The 17,066-nt window shown below is 41.7% G+C and carries 19 protein-coding genes and 1 pseudogene; 12 read left to right on the forward strand and 8 right to left on the reverse strand.

From position 1 onward, the window contains the following. Positions 1-26: 26 nt before the first annotated feature. The 4 genes from atpC to hpf all read left to right on the forward strand — a co-directional run bounded on the left by atpC (position 27) and on the right by hpf (position 2,036). Positions 27-272 carry an ATP synthase F1 subunit epsilon gene (gene atpC / locus G457_RS0119885; protein WP_026948027.1) on the forward strand — a complete coding sequence of 82 codons (246 nt, stop codon included), beginning with the start codon at positions 27-29 and terminating at the stop codon, positions 270-272. A gap of 190 nt (positions 273-462) precedes the next feature. Next, the gene (gene rpsU, locus G457_RS0119890) at positions 463-657 is read left to right on the forward strand and encodes a 30S ribosomal protein S21 (RefSeq protein WP_024284690.1); all 195 of its coding nucleotides are present in this window, start codon (positions 463-465) and stop codon (positions 655-657) included. Between the two features lie 153 nt (positions 658-810). Next, positions 811-1,695: a tyrosine-type recombinase/integrase gene (locus G457_RS0119895; RefSeq protein ID WP_026948028.1), complete on the forward strand. Its 885-nt coding sequence runs from the start codon at positions 811-813 to the stop codon at positions 1,693-1,695. A gap of 35 nt (positions 1,696-1,730) precedes the next feature. After that, entirely contained in the window at positions 1,731-2,036 is a 306-nt protein-coding gene (gene hpf, locus G457_RS0119900) for a ribosome hibernation-promoting factor, HPF/YfiA family (RefSeq protein WP_024284692.1), read from the forward strand. Positions 2,037-2,082: 46 nt separating this feature from the next. Here the strand turns inward: hpf and G457_RS0119905 are convergent, their stop codons facing one another. After that, positions 2,083-3,741 carry an ArnT family glycosyltransferase gene (locus G457_RS0119905; RefSeq protein ID WP_026948029.1) on the reverse strand — a complete coding sequence of 553 codons (1,659 nt, stop codon included), beginning with the start codon at positions 3,739-3,741 and terminating at the stop codon, positions 2,083-2,085. 118 nt (positions 3,742-3,859) lie between these two features. On the opposite strand from G457_RS0119905, the gene G457_RS22010 reads away from it, so the two are divergent. Both G457_RS22010 and G457_RS22015 read left to right on the forward strand, forming a co-directional pair. Continuing rightward, a complete protein-coding gene (locus tag G457_RS22010; protein WP_051260930.1) occupies positions 3,860-4,858 on the forward strand; it encodes a glycosyltransferase family 2 protein in 999 nt (332 codons plus the stop codon). Between the two features lie 132 nt (positions 4,859-4,990). After that, positions 4,991-5,869, forward strand: coding sequence for a lysylphosphatidylglycerol synthase transmembrane domain-containing protein (locus tag G457_RS22015; protein WP_035484404.1), 879 nt, complete (start codon positions 4,991-4,993; stop codon positions 5,867-5,869). Here the strand turns inward: G457_RS22015 and G457_RS0119920 are convergent. From G457_RS0119920 to G457_RS0119930, 3 genes are read right to left on the reverse strand one after another with little or no spacing between them, the layout of a single operon-like run. Then, positions 5,862-6,242, reverse strand: a complete 381-nt coding sequence (locus tag G457_RS0119920; protein WP_155847202.1) for a hypothetical protein — start codon at positions 6,240-6,242, stop codon at positions 5,862-5,864. The genes G457_RS22015 and G457_RS0119920 overlap by 8 nt on opposite strands. A gap of 22 nt (positions 6,243-6,264) precedes the next feature. Beyond that, on the reverse strand, positions 6,265-7,431 hold the full coding sequence (locus G457_RS0119925) for a hypothetical protein (protein WP_026948031.1): 1,167 nt from the start codon (positions 7,429-7,431) through the stop codon (positions 6,265-6,267). A 50-nt stretch (positions 7,432-7,481) separates the two neighbouring features. Then, entirely contained in the window at positions 7,482-7,706 is a 225-nt protein-coding gene (locus tag G457_RS0119930; RefSeq protein ID WP_026948032.1) for a hypothetical protein, read from the reverse strand. 226 nt (positions 7,707-7,932) lie between these two features. Between G457_RS0119930 and pyrF the strand changes: the two genes are divergently transcribed. From pyrF to G457_RS0119955, 5 genes are all read left to right on the forward strand, one after another. Beyond that, on the forward strand, positions 7,933-8,748 hold the full coding sequence (pyrF, locus tag G457_RS0119935; RefSeq protein WP_026948033.1) for an orotidine-5'-phosphate decarboxylase: 816 nt from the start codon (positions 7,933-7,935) through the stop codon (positions 8,746-8,748). 198 nt (positions 8,749-8,946) lie between these two features. Then, entirely contained in the window at positions 8,947-10,242 is a 1,296-nt protein-coding gene (locus tag G457_RS0119940) for a DUF2851 family protein (protein ID WP_026948034.1), read from the forward strand. 54 nt (positions 10,243-10,296) lie between these two features. After that, entirely contained in the window at positions 10,297-10,932 is a 636-nt protein-coding gene (locus G457_RS0119945) for an acetyltransferase (protein WP_026948035.1), read from the forward strand. Positions 10,933-11,088: 156 nt separating this feature from the next. After that, positions 11,089-12,093, forward strand: a complete 1,005-nt coding sequence (gene trhO / locus G457_RS0119950) for an oxygen-dependent tRNA uridine(34) hydroxylase TrhO (protein WP_026948036.1) — start codon at positions 11,089-11,091, stop codon at positions 12,091-12,093. Further along, positions 12,065-12,928, forward strand: a complete 864-nt coding sequence (locus tag G457_RS0119955; protein WP_026948037.1) for a nucleoside phosphorylase — start codon at positions 12,065-12,067, stop codon at positions 12,926-12,928. The genes trhO and G457_RS0119955 overlap by 29 nt, the downstream gene beginning before the upstream one ends. A 13-nt stretch (positions 12,929-12,941) precedes the next feature. Here the strand turns inward: G457_RS0119955 and G457_RS0119960 are convergent, their stop codons facing one another. From G457_RS0119960 to G457_RS22020, 3 genes are all read right to left on the reverse strand, one after another. Continuing rightward, positions 12,942-13,217, reverse strand: coding sequence for a hypothetical protein (locus tag G457_RS0119960; RefSeq protein WP_026948038.1), 276 nt, complete (start codon positions 13,215-13,217; stop codon positions 12,942-12,944). Between the two features lie 148 nt (positions 13,218-13,365). Further along, positions 13,366-13,998, reverse strand: a complete 633-nt coding sequence (locus tag G457_RS0119965) for a response regulator (protein WP_026948039.1) — start codon at positions 13,996-13,998, stop codon at positions 13,366-13,368. Continuing rightward, positions 13,991-15,982, reverse strand: a complete 1,992-nt coding sequence (locus G457_RS22020) for a tetratricopeptide repeat-containing sensor histidine kinase (RefSeq protein WP_051260928.1) — start codon at positions 15,980-15,982, stop codon at positions 13,991-13,993. Before G457_RS22020 ends, G457_RS0119965 begins: the two co-directional genes overlap by 8 nt. A gap of 82 nt (positions 15,983-16,064) precedes the next feature. Here G457_RS22020 and G457_RS0119975 point away from each other — a divergent pair, with 82 nt between their 5' ends. Beyond that, positions 16,065-16,781 carry a DNA alkylation repair protein gene (locus G457_RS0119975; protein WP_026948040.1) on the forward strand — a complete coding sequence of 239 codons (717 nt, stop codon included), beginning with the start codon at positions 16,065-16,067 and terminating at the stop codon, positions 16,779-16,781. 132 nt (positions 16,782-16,913) lie between these two features. Here the strand turns inward: G457_RS0119975 and G457_RS23200 are convergent. Beyond that, positions 16,914-17,066, reverse strand: a pseudogene (locus G457_RS23200) (IS256 family transposase); the annotation flags it as partial.

Genomic DNA, 17,066 nt, shown 5'->3' on the forward strand with positions numbered 1-17,066 from the left:
TCGTGTTTATATCAAACGAAAAAGATATGCAGTTAGAAATTGTCACACCGGATAAGAAAGTCTTCGAAGGAGAAGTATCTGAAGCGAGCTTCCCTGGAGCATCGGGTGCATTTCAGGTATTGAATAGTCACGCTCCTATTGTTTCTGCTTTGGCCAAAGGCGCGGTTTCCTTTACCACTCCTGAAGGAAAGCAGTCGCTGATCGTAGATGGTGGTGTGGTAGAAGTGAAAAACAATGTCATCGTGGTTCTAGCCGAAAAAGTAATTGGTTGAGCTGCTATGTTTAGATAGAAAAAAAGTCCAACTCTCAAGGGTTGGACTTTTTTTTATATAAAGGTTTGGTTGGCAAAAGGATCAAAGTAGTTTTCGAAAAGGTCTTTGCCTAATTTGTTTTAAAATTCAACAATCTTCCAATTTTTAAATTATTCTCTTACCTTTGCCCCACGAAAGGGGGTGTACACATATGATCATAGTAAACGTAAAAGAAAACGAATCCATCGAGAAAGCGCTAAAGCGTTTTAAAAAGAAGTTTGACAAAACCGGTGCGGTTCGCGAGCTTAGAGCCCGTCAGGCTTTCACCAAACCTTCCGTCAAAAGAAGAGATCAAGTCATCAAAGCTGCCTACAAACAGCGGATGCAGGAGGAAGCAAACAAGTAATTGTATTCCTTATCATAAAAAACAGAGACAGCTATCCATTCGGATAGCTGTTTTTTTTGGTTATCACTTTCTAATATGCTTTTTCGATTTGTGACTTTTGTCAGAAGATAGTCTCCTTTTTTTCTGCTATCTTAAAATTCAATTTCAGGCCAGATGATCGACTCTTTTGTCAGTTACCTCCAATACGAAAAACGTAGCAGTCCCCATACGGTGGAGGCCTATGAGCGGGATCTACTTCAGTTTCAGGAATTCCTTTCACTTTCCTTTGAGCAATCTGATTTGAGTTTGGCAGGCCATTCGGAGATTCGGGCATGGATAATTGATTTGGTGGAGCAGGGACTTAGCACCACTTCAGTCAATCGGAAAATTGCAACCCTTCGCTCTTTCTATAAATTTCTACTTCGACAGGAGCGTATCAGTCAAGATCCTACCTATAAGTTAAAGAGTCTTAAAAACCCGAAAAAACTCCCCGAATTTGTACAGGAATCCAGCATTCAGGACGTTTTAGAATCGGACGTTTACGAGCCAGGATTTGAAGGATTGCGGGACAAGATGATTTTGGAATTTCTGTACTTGACCGGAGTGAGATTGTCTGAGTTGATGGGCCTTCGATGGTCTGACTTGGATTTACCGCAAATGCAGGTGCGGGTACTCGGGAAACGAAAGAAAGAACGGGTAATCCCGCTTTCTAAAGGCCTTATTCAGAATATTATTTCTTACCGAAAAGTATTTGAGGAAAGGTTTTCGGATTTGGGCCAAAATCCCTATTTTATCGTAACAAATTCAGGTAAACAAAGCTATCCCATGATGGTCTATCGCACGGTTCGGCAGTATCTTGATCGCTTTGCTCAGACTAGCAAACGCAGCCCACACGTGCTGAGACACACATTTGCGACACACCTGCTCAATAAGGGGGCAGATCTGAATGCGGTGAAAGATCTATTGGGACATGCCAATCTGGCGGCTACCCAAGTCTACACCCACAACTCCATGGAAAAACTGAAGGCTGTGTTTGAACAGGCACATCCTAAAGCATAATGTAATTAATTGTTCAACCTAAAATGCTAAATGCTATGAAACTGCAAATGCACTCTATTCACTTCGATGCAGATCAGAAGTTGATTGATTTTATCCAGAGAAAAGCTGACAAACTGGACACCTATTATGACCGGATTATTGACGGGGAAGTATTCATGAGATTGGACAAAAACGAAAAAAATGAAAATAAAATCGTTGAAATAAAACTGAATGTTCCTGGCAAGCAGTTTTTTGCAAAGCATCAAACAGACTCTTTCGAAGCGGCTGCCGATGAGGCGGTGGAAGGCTTGAGAAGACAGATCAAGAAGTACAAGGAAAAAGTAGTCTTGGCCAAGCAATAAACCCAAAAATCAGATTTAACTCTAACCCCGGATTCACCCTCCGGGGTTATTTTTTGCGCAGCAAATAATACTTTTTACTGTTGGCTTCCAGCAATTCCTCAAAATCAGCCCTGTGGATCTGAGAAAGTAGATTGGGGATAGCCTTGGAGTCCCAATTCCGAGAGGCGGTTTTTACCTCGTATACTGTCAAATCCATCTCTTCAAGCCAGCGATCTTCCAAAATTATAAATTGGTACTTTGTCACATCAGCCTGCCATTGGCTTTTAGGGAGATCGATCAATTTATAATCCGGGCCTAGGCTCATGCGGATTTTGCTTCCGGCATGGAGATTTCCATAAAAAGCAATTGGCTCTCGAATATTTTCAGCTTGGATTAGGCTTGCAGCTTGAGTTCCTTGATGCGGGAGAGAGATATGATAGGTGATTGAGCTCAATAGGAAAAAAATCATTAAGAAGGTGTAAGAAATAATTTTTGGAAGCTTCTCCGAGGTTTTCAAGCCTGTATAAATGGCATAAATCAAGAAAATAACACCAAGACCTGCTTGAAGCCGAAGCCAAAAATTACCCACCAATCCGAAGTTGATCCAAAGACTGACTCCTGTCAAAACTAAAATCAGGAACAAGAAAAATACAGAAGCCACCTTTAGCGACTTTATTCTTTCCAAAATCCCGCTTTTGATTCCAATCCAAGCAATCCAAACAGCCAATACTGGTGCTACTGGAAGCAAGTATCTTTCATAAAATTTACTGGTCAGAGCACCCATTCCCAAAATCGCCAAGCCCCACACAATTGCAAACAGGAAAAACTGAGGGTTTTCTTTCCAAGCCTTTTTGATTGTTTGTCTAAACTTAGGAGCGATAAGTAGGATCCAAGGAATAAACATTACCAGGAGTAGCAGGAGTGCTAAAAGTCCATTTTGTAAAATCAAGAGAAAGCGGGAAGCAACGCGGATCCCTACTTGGTCCTCCAAGAAACTGTCCAGATAGGTAGGGCCGTGGATTTTCCACATGGCGACAAACCAAAAAAGCGCGATCGCCATGCTTAGTAGGAGAGCAGGCAGGTGGAATAGCTTTTTCAATGATACTCGGTTCCAGGGATTGAATAGCAGTACGAGAATCCCAAGAAATCCTAAAGCGGCCGCAGGAAGTCCTTTCACCTCAAAGGCCAAAGCCAATCCCAAATACATCGCCCAAATGAATTTTGAATGAGCTTTTTCCCCATCACGAAGTAAGCCTACAAAGCCAACAGCACTCAAAGTCATAGTCAAAACCAGCAATACATCAGGAATCGATCGTCCTGAGGAAAGAATCAACACCGGGTTAGCAACCATAATCAAGGCCGAGAGTCCAGCGATCTTTCTGTCAGCAAAAAGAATTTTTGAGAGTAGGAAAGTGAGTCCCACGGTCCCTGCACCGGCAAGCAAGAAGAATATCCTAGATCCAAACTCATTTACCCCAAATAGCTTGAACCCGGCAAAAACCGCCCAATAAGTAAGAATGGGCTTCTTGAATCGGAGTTCTCCACTTCCCAGATAGGTCGTCAGATAGTCTCCATTTTGAAGCATTTTGACCGCAGCATCCCGATAGTAAATCTCATCTGGGTAATGCATGTGAAAATTCAGAACAAACGGACCAACCAACAAGCAATAGGCTGCCATCAGAATCCATGGGTTGATTTTTAGCTCGCTGGAAGAGGACAAAAGCATGCGCAAAGATAAGTTTTCAAACGTAGCAGTTTCAGAATTTTCTTTGGATATTGGAATTGGGACAAGGCTTTTTTGTCAAGGCAGGCTTTTTGGAGTATTTTTGACCAAATTTTATCCTATGAGCCAGCCACTTTTGTCCGTAGTCGTGACGGTCTACAATGAAGAAGAAAATATTCAACCCCTTCTTGACCAATGCTACCGAGCACTTCAAGACTTGGATTACGAATTGATCCTTGTCGAGGATGGCTCTACGGATGGGACCGTCTCGGAGGTGAAAAAGTATGCCAATGAGCGGACGAAACTCATCATCTTCAACCGGAATTTTGGGCAAACTACAGCTTTGGCAGCAGGAATTGATCATGCCAAGGGTGAGTACATTGTCACCATGGATGGGGATCTTCAGAATGACCCGACGGATATCCCTGCAATGCTCCAAAAAGCTATCGATGAGGACTGGGATGTAGTGGCCGGAGTTCGCGCCAAGCGTAAGGACGGATTTGTCCTAAGAAAGATTCCATCCAAAATCGCCAACTGGATCATCCGGAATTCTACCAAGGTTTACCTGAGTGACTACGGCTGTACACTCCGCGTTTACAAGGCAGAGATCGCTCAAAATATGGGATTGTATGGAGAGCTTCACCGCTTCATTCCTGTCCTAGCAAAGGAGCAGGGAGCTCGAATGACGGAAATGGACGTCAAGCATCATCCACGAATCCATGGAACATCCAAATATGGATTGAGTCGGACTTTCAAGGTATTGTCAGATCTGATTCTGATGCTCTTTTTCCAAAAATACCTTCAACGCCCGATTCATCTTTTCGGAGGAATTGGCCTTTTGTCCTTTTTGGTTGGATCCATGATAAGTTTTTATCTCTTGGTGTTGAAACTACTGGGTGAGGATATCTGGGGCAGACCGATCATGATTTTGGGTTTTATTCTGATTTTGGGGGGAATTCAGTTGATCACGACTGGGATCATCGCGGAGATTATTGTAAGAACCTATTTCGAATCCCAGGATAAGAAGACCTACACGGTGAGGTCGGTTTTTGAAGGGAAAAAGCAGGAAGTGAAAGGTGAAGAACTTTTTGATCCTGCTTCTGGAAAAATAGATGATTAAAGAAGAGCGTCATTGCGAGGAGGTACGACGAAGCAATCTTTTTTGTAAAAAGAAAACCAATGAGACTACTTGTCCTCCGGTAGGCGGGCTTCACCCTTCGGGGTTCGCAGTGACGAAATAATCCAATATACGTTGCAACAATACAAAAACCAGCTGAAAACACTCCTCAAACTCATCCTCACCGGATTGGCTTTGTATCTGGTTTTTCGAAAGATTGATACAACCCAACTTTTTGAAATCCTGAAAACGATTCAGTGGATCTGGTTGATTCCTGCTGTGATACTTTTTGTATTGAGCAAAGTCGCTACGGCTTTTCGCCTCAATCACTATTTCAAAAACATCGGCCTTCAGCTTTCAGAATGGAAAAACTGGAAACTCTACCAAATTGGAATGTTTTACAATTTATTTCTGCCGGGAGGAATCGGAGGGGATGGATATAAAGTGTATTTGCTGAATAGGCACTATCAGGTATCTATCAAAAAGCTCGTGCAGGCCGCTTTGTTGGATCGCTTGGGAGGCTTGGTAGCCATTGTGTTTTTACTTTTCGGGTTCTTTCTGCTTGTTGATGTGAAATTGGATTTTTTGGAAAGTGGGCTCTGGAATGGCCTGATGATCGCAGGATTGATTTTGACTATTCCAGTGTTTTGGTTGGTGCAGAAGCTGGGATTCAAGGATTTTCTTCCTTCTTTTTGGTCAGCTAATCTATGGTCCTTTGCAGGACAAATCACCCAGTTGATTTGTGCTTGGTTTATTTTGATGGCTTTGGGGATCGATGAGAAGATTCTGGCTTACCAATTGGTCTTTTTGCTTTCTTCCATCGTGGCGGTTCTTCCGCTGACGATTGGGGGTGTAGGAGCCCGTGAATTGGTCTTTGTCTATGCCCATCAGTATGCAGGAATCGAGGAGGCCACAGCAGTGGCTTTCAGTCTGATCTTTTTTTTGATTACAGCCGTGGTTTCTTTGGTGGGGGCTTTGGTAAAAGTAGATTTGAAAGAAAACGGTATTATTTAAGTACAACTTTTGTCGGAAAATAAAAAAGTCCTTCGCTTTCCTTCGTCACTTCCCAAAGTATCTTTTTGTCTTCTTCCAAATAGGTTAGTCGAATTTCAAAATCGGTCAAGGAATAGGCACTTGTAATTCTTCCCGCAAAGATATTTTGGTCTATTTTTTTTAAGAATATAGAATAAGATTCATAAGTACAATCCATGCGATCGCCATTGAAGGCAACTCCACAATGCTCACCGATATAATCGAAATCGCGAAACTCTGATGTCGGCTTTTCTAAATTGATGGAGAAAGACTGGTCTTCTTTTTCAAACCATCTCCAAGACCCAGAAATATCTTGGGAATAGCATGAAGCCGACAAAAAAACAAAGACTGGCATGAAGAAGAGCGGGAATTTCACTTTAATTTTTTTCAATAGTAAAAAGGCTAAAGGTAAGCGAATCTTCATTTTCTAATTCAGTATCATTTAAGATATACATTCCTTCTTTTCCAAAATGAATATACAAATGATTGTATTCCGAAACATCCATTTTATGCAAATGCTGCCCGTTCTTGTCGATAAACAAAAGAAAGTTTTTATTCTTTGGGTCAAACATTTTATAGGAGTTTGCAGCCAAAGATTCATAATCTTCCTCTGACAACCCTTCCCGATAATGCCGAATATAAAGATCTCTAAAAGGATCAAAATAAGTTGTAAAGAAACTGTTTTCTGTATAGTATTCCTTTTTCCATTCTCCAAAGTTTATCCCAGATCGATTGGTTAAGCTCACAAAGTTCTCTTTTGGGCTAGCATTTAGTTTTCGATAATTCTCAAAATCTTTTGTAATGATTAAGTCATCCAAAATTGGAAAATTCAGGATGTACTCACCTGCTCTTGGGTCAAAGTCCATCGAAATCAATAAGTCATAGGCATTAACTTTCTTTCCCAAATATTCTTCGGGTAAAGGAAGAGCTGATTGGAATTCATCTAGATTTTTTGAAAATACACCAATCGTGTTTTCCGATTTAGAATATTCGAAAGGAGGCTTTCCATATAGCTCGAGCATATTGAGTGCGGATACGATTTTGTCTGTTTTCAAAGCAAAGCGGAGAACACCTATAAGGGGATTCGGGCTTTCCATTGCGATTCGAGCTAGCTTTTGGCTCTTGGTAAATTTTCCCTCTTCGAAAATTGAAATTTCTCTTGCCTTTTTGTCAAAATAGAGAAAGCTGTTTTTCTCGTAAGGAATAAAGCTGTTTTGACCAGTTGTTCTATCTCCTCTATAATCTTCTAGTTCCTCTAATTTAAGATTAGATACAGGTAATCCTCCCTTGCTAAGATCAAATGTGCCTATTCCATCATTGGTCTGAATATAGAAGTAGGACCCATTCTCGTCAGAAAAAAAAATCGGGTTTCCTTGCAGCTTAGGGAACCCGCCGGAAATATCTAATGAAATCGTCTTTTCAAGGCGTATTTGTAATTTTTCTGACTCGGCAAGCTTGCTTTCATTGGATTTATCTGTTTGACACGAAAGAATACTAGCAGCTAATACGAAATAAAGAAAGAGACTAAGTGATTTGAATTTCATATTTAATAGGTAAGTTCCTCCCAAGAACAGGGAGGAACAATTACAATTAATTATCCACCTATAGATGGTGTTTCCACTTCAACGAAGCAGTCTCCAGGCAGTCCTTCCTCGCCTGGAGGAGGTGCAGGTAGCTGAATACATTGATTGATTAATTCTATACAAAACCCTGCAACATAAGTTTTCCCTGCTATGGGAGTTACGTTACAAGATTGTCCATTGGAAATGGGGATTGAGCCAACCAATGCAAGACCGAAAATTAAAATTGTTTTTTTCATGATGTTTCAGTTTAAATGTAACACCCTGGCCAAGGTTATCTCTCATCCTCAGGACCTTCCTGATAACTAAAGACAACACAACATATTATTATTATTATTATTATTATCCAAAACTTAGTTCTATAAAAACTGTTTTTTTAAAAGTCAATACCCAAAAGTGGGTATTTTTCGGGGGTTTTCGAACTCGCTCGGATTCCTTACTTTTGTCCAAATCCTAAATAGCACCATGACCCGATCCGAATTATTCGCCCAAATCCAGCAAAAATCTTCCTTTCTCTGTGTAGGTCTTGATCCGGATTTGGAGAAGATTCCTCGTCATTTACTTGCTGAGCCTGATCCGATTTTTAGTTTTTGCCAAGCAATTATTGAGGAGACAGCTGATTTTGCAGTGGCTTACAAGCCAAATATTGCCTTCTTTGAAGCGCTAGGGGCAAAGGGTTGGGATACGCTAGCCAGGGTAGAAGAATTGATCCCAGATGATATTTTTACCATTGCTGACGCCAAGCGTGGGGATATCGGGAATACATCAAAACTTTATGCCAAGGCCTTTTTTGAGTCCATGGATTTTGACTCTGTCACAGTAGCACCTTACATGGGAAAAGACTCAGTTTCGCCATTTCTGGAGTTTGATAATAAGTGGGTAATCTTGCTCGCCTTGACTTCCAATGCCGGTTCGATGGATTTTCAGTTGATCGAAGACAAGGCTGGAAAGCCACTTTATCAATCCGTCTTAGAAAAAAGCCAGGATTGGGGAAGCCCGGAAAACCTCATGTTTGTGGTCGGGGCAACTCGTGGCGAGCTGATTGGCGAGGTCCGCAAATCAGCTCCAGATCATTTCTTTCTGGTACCGGGTGTAGGGGCTCAAGGTGGAAGTCTTTCCGAAGTTGCCAAATATGGAATGAATTCTTCTTGTGGGATTTTGGTCAATTCCAGTCGGGGGATTATTTACGCTTCGGGTGAAAAAGACTTTGCGAAAGCAGCACGAAGGGAAGCAAAAAAGCTTCAGGAGGAAATGAAAAACTTGCTTCAAAAGTATATCTAAGAAAATTTATTGCTTGCCAATATGAGTTTCATCACTCACGTTTTTAAAAGGCTGAAATAGATGCTTTGTGTTCTAATTTTGATTTTTTTGACTAGCTGTGAGTGCGGACACTCACAGCGGCACAAGCACTTTCTAAAAGGAATATTTGCGTCTTTAGTTTGAAATATTTATTTTCATAAGCTTTTAGCCCTCAGGCTTATGAATTTTAAAGAAGATTTTTTACAACTCGTCTGGAAGTATCAATACTTTGACCGGAAAGGCCTCCAAATCACAGATGGACAATCGGTCCAAATTCTGAACGTAGGAATTCACAATCTAGGAGAAGGTCCGGATTTTAAAGATGCCACGGTAATATTAGACGGTGTGACATTCCATGGGCACGTGGAGGTGCATCGCTTGGCTTCGGAGTGGAAGCAGCATGCACACAACGGAGATTCAGCCTACAATTCGGTCATCCTCCATGTGGTCTGGAAAGATGACAAGCCTGCACTACGAAAAGACGGCACATCGATACCGACTTTGGAACTCGACGGAAGGATCTTTCTGGAAATCTGGCGGAATTACGAGCAGCTACTGCATTATGATCAGGACTTGCCTTGTAGTCACGCTTTGTCTCAGGTGCCCGAAATCATCCGATTTTCAGCTTTGGAAAAGGCTCTGGTAGAACGCTTGCATCAAAAATCAGAACAGATTTTACAAATTCTGGATCAAACAAAAGGAGACTGGGAAGAGACGGCTTATCGGTGGCTGTTTCAATGCTTTGGATTCAAAACCAACGCGGAGCCCATGTTGCAATTGGCGGGCTTATTACCCTATAAGACACTTCAAAAGCACAGAAACCAATTGTCAGCAGTGGAAGCCATGCTTTTTGGCTTGGCGGGGCTACTGCCCGAAAAAACGGAAGAACCCTACGTGCAGTACCTGATTCGGGAGTATGATTTTTATCAGAAAAAGTTCGGTTGGCAAGATCAGCTGCTCCGGCAGCACTGGAATTTTATGGGAGTTCGTCCCAGTAATTTCCCTACTCTCCGAATTGCCCAACTCGCAGCAATCTTAGCCAAAGCTCCCAATTTACTTCAGGCTGTGATGGAAGATTCCCGTGACTTTGCTTCCTTCAAAAAACTATTGCAAGTCCAGACTTCAGATTATTGGTTATATCATTATTCTTTTGGTAAGTCTTCTGAAAAAATGGCCTCTAGAGGCATCTCTGGTACTGTCTTGCAGTTACTTACAATCAATTTTGTGATGCCGCTGTGGTTTGCCTACGGTCGCTATTTTCAAAATCCAGACTGGAAGGAGCGATGTTTTGATCTGCTTCAAGAGATTCCCGCAGAGCGGAATTTTATCATTCGAAAGTTTGAGTCAGCTGACTGGAAAGCGGCAAACGCCTTCGATTCCCAAGGGATGATAGGTCTTTTCCGGACCTATTGTTCGCCTAAGAAATGCCTCCAATGCAAAATCGCCCAAAGTTTGATCAAGTCGACAAAGGGCTGATTTTTTGGCGGTCGAGATGAATTGCTGTACTTTTGCATTCCAAAATCAAGAAAAATGGATAAACCAGTCATCATATTTGGAGCAAAAGGAATAGCTCAGCCCGCTTTGGAGATTTTCAATAGCAATGAAGCGGTGGTCTATGGCTTTCTCGAGGAGGATGAAAAGTTGCATGGCTCTGAAATCAATACCGTTCCTGTCTTGGGACATCCGGAAGATGATGGGTTTCTGAAACTGATTGGAAAGAAAACCGAGGCTTTTGTCGCGGTCGACGATGCCAAGTACCGGAAGTTTATTGTGGAGCTTTTGAATGAGCGACGCAAGGTACAGCCGGTCAATGCGATTCATAGTACAGCATTTATTTCCAGTGATGCAGCGATTGGCCATGGCAATTTTATCAATGCGCGGGTTACCCTCGGTACAGGTACTGAAATCGGCCAGCATTGTATTTTGCATACCGGAGCGATCATAGATCATCATGTGAAGATGGGTGACTACGTACAAGTAGGTGCAGGAAGCATTATCAATTCGGAGGTAACGATCGAAGAAGGTGCTTTTATCGGTACTGGAGCAACCATTGTCTCGGGAGTGACCATTGGAAAAAATGCGCGAATTGGAGCCGGTTCGGTCGTGATTTCTTCTGTTGGAGCTAATGAGACGGTCTTTGGTAATCCAGCAGCAAAAATTAAGTAAGAAAGGACCTAGGCCATTTCCCTTGTCGAGGAAATTTAAGAGGAAATAAAAATCGAATGCTGAATGTCGAATACTGAACAATGAAGTGAATGATCGGACATCCGGCATCGGACATCAAACAAAAACCAAACACCCTGCCGAAACAGGGCTTCAGTTATGGAACAAAACAACGATTACCAAATTCTCCTGTACTATTGTTATGCAAAAATCGAAAACCCCGAAGAGTACAGGGAGCAGCACCACCTATTTTGCGTGGAAAACAACATCCGGGGTCGAATCATCATTTCAGATGAGGGCTTGAATGGAACGGTCTCCGGGCTGAAAGAGGATTGTGAAAAGTACATGGCCTATGTCCATGCCGATCCTCGATTTGCCAAGACTGAGTTCAAGATAGATAATCATGATAAGCATGCCTTCACTAAAATCCACGTAAGGTATAAGCCGGAAATTGTGCATTCTTCCCTTCGACATTTGGATCCCAATGTCCGCACTGGGAAACATTTGGAGCCGGAAGAGTTTAAAATGCTCAAAGATCAGGAAGACGTGGTCATTTTGGATGTCCGCTCAAACTACGAGCATGAGTTAGGGCACTTCAAAAATGCACTCACTTTGGATATTGACAATTTCAGGGATTTCCCAGAAAAAGTGAAGGAACTGGAGCATTTGAAAAACAAGAAAGTCCTGACCTATTGCACTGGAGGAATCAAGTGTGAAAAGGCATCCGCATTTCTTTTGGAGCAGGGTTTTGAAGATGTCTACCAGCTTCATGGTGGCATTATCAAATACGGAATGGAAGCAGGCGGGGAGGATTTCGAAGGTAAATGCTATGTCTTTGACAATCGGATCGCTGTAGATGTCAACAAAGTGAATCCGACCATCGTATCCAAGTGTCATGTCTGTGGTACTGCCTCCGACCGCATGGTCAATTGTGCCAACTCGGTCTGCAATATCCATGTGCCTATCTGTGAATCATGCGGATGGGAATTGGAAGGTGCTTGCTCTCCTGAGTGCAAAGAGCATCCCGAGAAGCGTCCCTATGATGGTACAGGATACTATCAAAAAAACACCAACGGTTACAATCCTTATAAAGGACTTCACCGAAAGCCAAATAAGGATCAGATCTTAAAACTACATGGAGAAACACAGGATTCCTGCATCTGAGTTGATTATCAATCCGGATGGAAGTATTTATCATTTGCATTTGAAGCCAGAAGACCTGGCTTCACTTGTTTTTACAGTGGGCGATCCGGATCGGGTTGCTCAGGTTTCCCAGTATTTTGATCGGATAGAAATCAAAAAGCAAAAGCGTGAATTTGTGACGCATACGGGTTATCTCCGGGGGCAGAGGGTGACAGTCATGAGTACGGGAATGGGTACGGATAATATCGAAATTCTCATGACAGAATTGGATGCTTTAGTCAATGTAGACCTTGAAAATCGAATTATCAAGGATGAAAAGACTGCTTTGAAAATCGTCCGTTTAGGAACATCAGGTAGTATGCAGGCGGATATCCCGGTAGGAAGTCTACTGGCCTCTGAAATAGGGATAGGAATGGATACCTTGATGCAGTTTTACCCATTTTTAGCCGAAGATCAATCCATAGCAGAGCTGATTAGACAGGAGTTGGGGCTTGGTTTTTTGCCTTATCAGGCATCGGCTTCATCAGATTTGCTTGGTAAGCTCGATAAACGATTTTTTAGAGGTGTCACCCTGACTTGTCCCGGATTTTATGCTCCCCAGGGAAGGGAAGTTCGATTAAAACCTCGATTTGAAGATATGATTTCTAGCTTGTCATCTATCGAATCAAAGGGTAAAAGGCTAACCAATTTCGAAATGGAAACGGCGGGCTATTATGCCATGGGAAGACTTCTTGGACATGAGATGCTAAGCCTGAATGCTATCGTAGCGAATCGTCCCAAAAATGAATTTGATAAAAATGCTGCAAAAACCGTGGATACGTTGATCCACACAGCCTTAGAATTATTCGTTGCTTAAAAAGTGATCACCCTTACGCGAGATACCGACGAGAGAGGGAAGATTTTTCCAATTGAAAATCTTCCCATTCGTGGTAATCAATGTCTTGTAGAATCCTAGTCAAAAACTCAGCACACTCTTGCTTGCAAACATATATACCAAACAAGTTTTGATTCTCATTAACTCGAAAGGTCCGCTTGCTATCAAAGAGTTTGACCAAGTCCGCCCAACTGCCCAAAATCAATAATTCGTCTCTATCCTTGATAGTTTGAATTATCTTAAAATTTCCAAGTTGACTTGAAATTTTCATAGCTTAAAAATGATTAATGATATTCAAACCTATGAAATCACCGTACATCTAACAATACGTAGAAATACCTATTTTTCAGTCTTACAGCGTAGAAACTGCTTTTGAGAGTCAGAAAACTGCTTTAAAAAATAAAATATAAGCGCTATGCTTAGTACAGGTTATCCTTGTTGTTTTGTGCCCAGATCAATAGGGAGTTGTGCTTTTTCTCCAGATTAAGCTTGGAAATAATATTTGAACGATGCTTGTCAACCGTTCGCTCAGAAATAAAAAGCTGCTCGGCAATTTCCTTGGTCGAATGACCATCTGCAATCAAGCGGAGAATTTTGAGTTCAGAAGGGGTCAAAGAATGGTCAGAGAGACAATCTTCCTTTTTCAGACCTTCAAATAGTTTTTCACTGAAAAACTCCTGTCCAGATAGAACGGTGTCAATGGCTTTTCGAAGGTCATTGAGAGCAAATTCCTTAAGGATATATCCACTGATGTTGAGTTCCTTCGCTTGCTGATAAAATTTCAATTCTTTGTGAAGGGTCAGTAGAATTACTCGGGTTTTTAAGCCTAACTTTTTACAATCCGCTGCTACCTCCAGACCGGTCATTTCGGGCATTTCCAAGTCTAGAATAGCAAGCGGAGGCTGACTGTCTACGATGGCATCTAATGCATCCTTACCATTATGGAAGGCTCCAATCACTTCAAGTCCAAGATCTGCCAAAAATTCATGAAGTCCCTTCAGAAGTATCGGATGATCGTCTGCAATGATTACCTGATGACGCTGATTATCCATAGATAAAAAAACTTAGTTTGGTTCCCTTTCCCTTCTCACTGTTTACCTTCATGGTGCCTTTGATAGATGCAGTACGTTCTTTGAGAGTTTTGAGGCCTAGACTATGAAAGTCTTGGTATTTCTCCGAAAAATCAAATCCTTTTCCATTATCCTCAATGCTCAACTCGATATGATTTTCTCGTTGTTCAAGAAGCACGCGCATGGCTTTGGCCTCCGAATGCTTCAGGATATTGTTGATGCTTTCTTGTGCGATTCGATATAGCTGCAACTCCACATTTTTATCTAATGTTTTAGATAAGGGTTCTATTTCATGCGAAACGAAAATATCTGTTTCCGAATCTATTTGATCCAAAAGATGAATCAATGCCTGAGCTAATCCCAGTTTTTCCAGTTGCATGGGATGGAGTGACCTGGCGATGGATCGCAATTCGCTGATTGCGGTATCGAGCATTTCGCCTGCATTTTCCGGCTGATTGAGAGCAACTTTGTTTTTGATGAGTAGAAGGCTTTGACCTAAGCCGTCGTGTAAGTCCTTTGAAATTCGCTTTCGTTCCTCTTCTTGAATTTTAAGTAGTTCCTGCGAAAATTCCTCCTGAAGCTTCTTTGCCTTTCGGGTGTTTTTCAGATTCAATGATAGGAAAAAGATAATACCCCCAACGATTAGAACTAGAATGACTCCGAGGAATACTTGAATGCGAAATCTGGTTTCAGTTTGTAAGTCTTCAAGTTCAAGATTTTTCCGAAGGATTTCTCTTTCCTTTTTCTCTGTCTCGTAGAGTGTCTGGTAGTAAGCAAAGGATGTTGCCTGATTCGCTTCAAAAATAGAGTCCTTATAACTCGTAAGCTGACGGAGAGCATTGAGCGCCTCATCAGTTTGGCCTGATTTTTCATAAGCTTCTTCCAAAAGCTCCAAAGCTCCTATTCGGTGATCCATGTTTTCCTTGCTAGCTGATAGATCGAGAAGTCGCTGAGCAATTGCTTTGCCCTCAACTAGGTTTCCCGACTTTATTTCAAGAAGGCCTTTGGTGATCAGATAGGCTCCATTTTCATTCCAGTTTTGGGGTACTTTGTCTTTTACCTCTTCACCTTTTTGGAAGTATTTCCTTTGAGATTCAAGTTCATTTTTCTCTCCATAATGCCTAGAAAGCGAAAAATAGGTCATGGCTTCCAAGTAAAAATCCTCCGGCTCAAATGGAATGAGAGCCTCCAGTTCTTTGAGTTTTTGAAGCTGAAGAGTTTCTTCCCCCATTTTCCGATAGGTCTCAGCCATATTATAGAGCTGTACCCCTAGGTCACCTTCGATTTCTCGGGTTTTATAAAACTCCACCAATTCCTCTCTGATACCCTGTGCAGGTTCGTAAATGCCATATTTACTGAAAAGGATAGCCATACCACCTTTGGTGTAATTGGCAAAATCTTCATCACCTTGGGATTCATAAATGTCTCTTGCAATCTGATAGTCTTGCATGGCTTCAAGCATATTGCCTTGATAATCCTCCGCTTGACCTCTGAAAAAATAGGTGTCTGCGATGTAAAGTGAATCATTTTCGTCCAAATGCTCCAAAGCCCGGGTATAATGAGAAATAGCTGAGTCAAATTCCTGTAAATTAAACCAGGCACCCGCAATTTTTAGCTCGAGATTTCCGAGCAAAAGCGAGTCCTCGATTTGATTCCGATAGGAGAGCGCTTTCTCGAGGAAAGATTTTTTGACCCAATTCGAACTATCCAAAAAGGTAGGATAGTGAAAGAAATCAATGGCTTGCCTTGCCATATTCTCATACTCCTCTGAGCTTTCATAGAAATTGATCAATTGAAGATAGAGCTGGGTTTTTACACTGTCAGGAGTATCCTTTTCTTTGATTATTCGGGTCCAGTTTTCAGCCTGCTCAGCGGTTGGGGGATTTTCCTGCTTCTGAAAACCGAAAGCAGAGCTGTTAAAAAAGGCCAATCCTAAAATAATAGAGTAAAAATATCGAAAGGGCATAGCTCAAATATACATAATGATCCGAATAAGAGGCCTTTATGTTGCTATTGTTTCTTTTTGGAAAAATCTGATAAATTGAGGCATGAGTCAGTTGACCGAACAGATTGAACTTGCCCTGCGAGAAAAGTCAATTCCCGAGAAAGCCGCATTTTTTCCCAAGTTTTTCAAGGCCTTTCCGGGAGGATATGGAGAAGGTGATTTGTTTTTGGGTGTGAAGGTGCCTGATCAGCGAAAGATAGCCAAGCAGTTTTTCAAAGAAATTAGTCTGAAAGAATTATCCGAATTGGTCCAAAACCCTTATCACGAAATGAGACTGACCGGGCTTTTGGCATTGGTGTATCGCTATGAAAAGACTAAAACAGAACCTGGAAAAAAGGAGCTGGTTGACTTTTATTTGGCTCATTTGGACTATGTGAACAACTGGGATCTAGTAGATACAAGTTGCCATCATATTTTGGGAGCATACTATCTCAAAAGAGAAAAAAATCTGTTTTATGATTTAGCAAACTCAGATCAACTGTGGAGGCAGCGAGTGGCGATGATTAGTTCTTATCATTGGATTAAGCGAGGTGATTTCAAGGATGCTTTGGCTTTGGCGGAGTATCTTAAAAATCATCCCCATGATTTGATGCACAAAGCGGTGGGTTGGATGCTTCGGGAAATCGGAAACCAGGATTTTGATGTGGAAATGGGATTCTTGAAAAAGCACTACCAATCCCTGCCTCGAACAGCCTTACGCTATGCCATTGAGAAGTTTCCGGAAGAATTGAGGCAGGATTTTTTGAAGGGGAGGATTTAGAAATATGGTGGAAATACAATTGAAATATTTCTCGCTATGCTCGAAGAAATAGGCTCTTAAAGCGAGAGAAATAGAGTTTTCTAATATTTCGGACACTATCCCAAAAAGTGTGTAAATAGATTTTAGGGTTAGTTAGAGTTTTATACGGTTTTCAAACATAATCATAAATTGGTTTAGGATCATGCCCCAATCTCGGATAGGCATGGTCCATTTTTTTGTTGCTTCCATGACTGCCAAGAATACTGATTTCAGTACGGCTTCATCGGTTGGGTAGGAAAGCTTGTT

The organism is Algoriphagus marincola DSM 16067 (assembly GCF_000429405.1).
GTDB classification, from domain to species: domain Bacteria; phylum Bacteroidota; class Bacteroidia; order Cytophagales; family Cyclobacteriaceae; genus Algoriphagus; species Algoriphagus marincola.

Excerpts from the sequence above, each read along its gene's own strand:
- atpC (WP_026948027.1), top strand. The coding sequence starts at position 27 with ATGCAGTTAGAAATTGTCACACCGGATAAGAAAGTCTTCGAAGGAGAA.
- rpsU (WP_024284690.1), top strand. The coding sequence starts at position 463 with ATGATCATAGTAAACGTAAAAGAAAACGAATCCATCGAGAAAGCGCTA.
- G457_RS0119895 (WP_026948028.1), top strand. The coding sequence starts at position 811 with ATGATCGACTCTTTTGTCAGTTACCTCCAATACGAAAAACGTAGCAGT.
- hpf (WP_024284692.1), top strand. The coding sequence starts at position 1,731 with ATGAAACTGCAAATGCACTCTATTCACTTCGATGCAGATCAGAAGTTG.
- G457_RS0119905 (WP_026948029.1), bottom strand. The coding sequence starts at position 3,741 with ATGCTTTTGTCCTCTTCCAGCGAGCTAAAAATCAACCCATGGATTCTG.
- G457_RS22010 (WP_051260930.1), top strand. The coding sequence starts at position 3,860 with ATGAGCCAGCCACTTTTGTCCGTAGTCGTGACGGTCTACAATGAAGAA.
- G457_RS0119920 (WP_155847202.1), bottom strand. The coding sequence starts at position 6,242 with ATGCCAGTCTTTGTTTTTTTGTCGGCTTCATGCTATTCCCAAGATATT.
- G457_RS0119925 (WP_026948031.1), bottom strand. The coding sequence starts at position 7,431 with ATGAAATTCAAATCACTTAGTCTCTTTCTTTATTTCGTATTAGCTGCT.
- G457_RS0119930 (WP_026948032.1), bottom strand. The coding sequence starts at position 7,706 with ATGAAAAAAACAATTTTAATTTTCGGTCTTGCATTGGTTGGCTCAATC.
- pyrF (WP_026948033.1), top strand. The coding sequence starts at position 7,933 with ATGACCCGATCCGAATTATTCGCCCAAATCCAGCAAAAATCTTCCTTT.
- G457_RS0119940 (WP_026948034.1), top strand. The coding sequence starts at position 8,947 with ATGAATTTTAAAGAAGATTTTTTACAACTCGTCTGGAAGTATCAATAC.
- G457_RS0119945 (WP_026948035.1), top strand. The coding sequence starts at position 10,297 with ATGGATAAACCAGTCATCATATTTGGAGCAAAAGGAATAGCTCAGCCC.
- trhO (WP_026948036.1), top strand. The coding sequence starts at position 11,089 with ATGGAACAAAACAACGATTACCAAATTCTCCTGTACTATTGTTATGCA.
- G457_RS0119955 (WP_026948037.1), top strand. The coding sequence starts at position 12,065 with ATGGAGAAACACAGGATTCCTGCATCTGAGTTGATTATCAATCCGGAT.
- G457_RS0119960 (WP_026948038.1), bottom strand. The coding sequence starts at position 13,217 with ATGAAAATTTCAAGTCAACTTGGAAATTTTAAGATAATTCAAACTATC.
- G457_RS0119965 (WP_026948039.1), bottom strand. The coding sequence starts at position 13,998 with ATGGATAATCAGCGTCATCAGGTAATCATTGCAGACGATCATCCGATA.
- G457_RS22020 (WP_051260928.1), bottom strand. The coding sequence starts at position 15,982 with ATGCCCTTTCGATATTTTTACTCTATTATTTTAGGATTGGCCTTTTTT.
- G457_RS0119975 (WP_026948040.1), top strand. The coding sequence starts at position 16,065 with ATGAGTCAGTTGACCGAACAGATTGAACTTGCCCTGCGAGAAAAGTCA.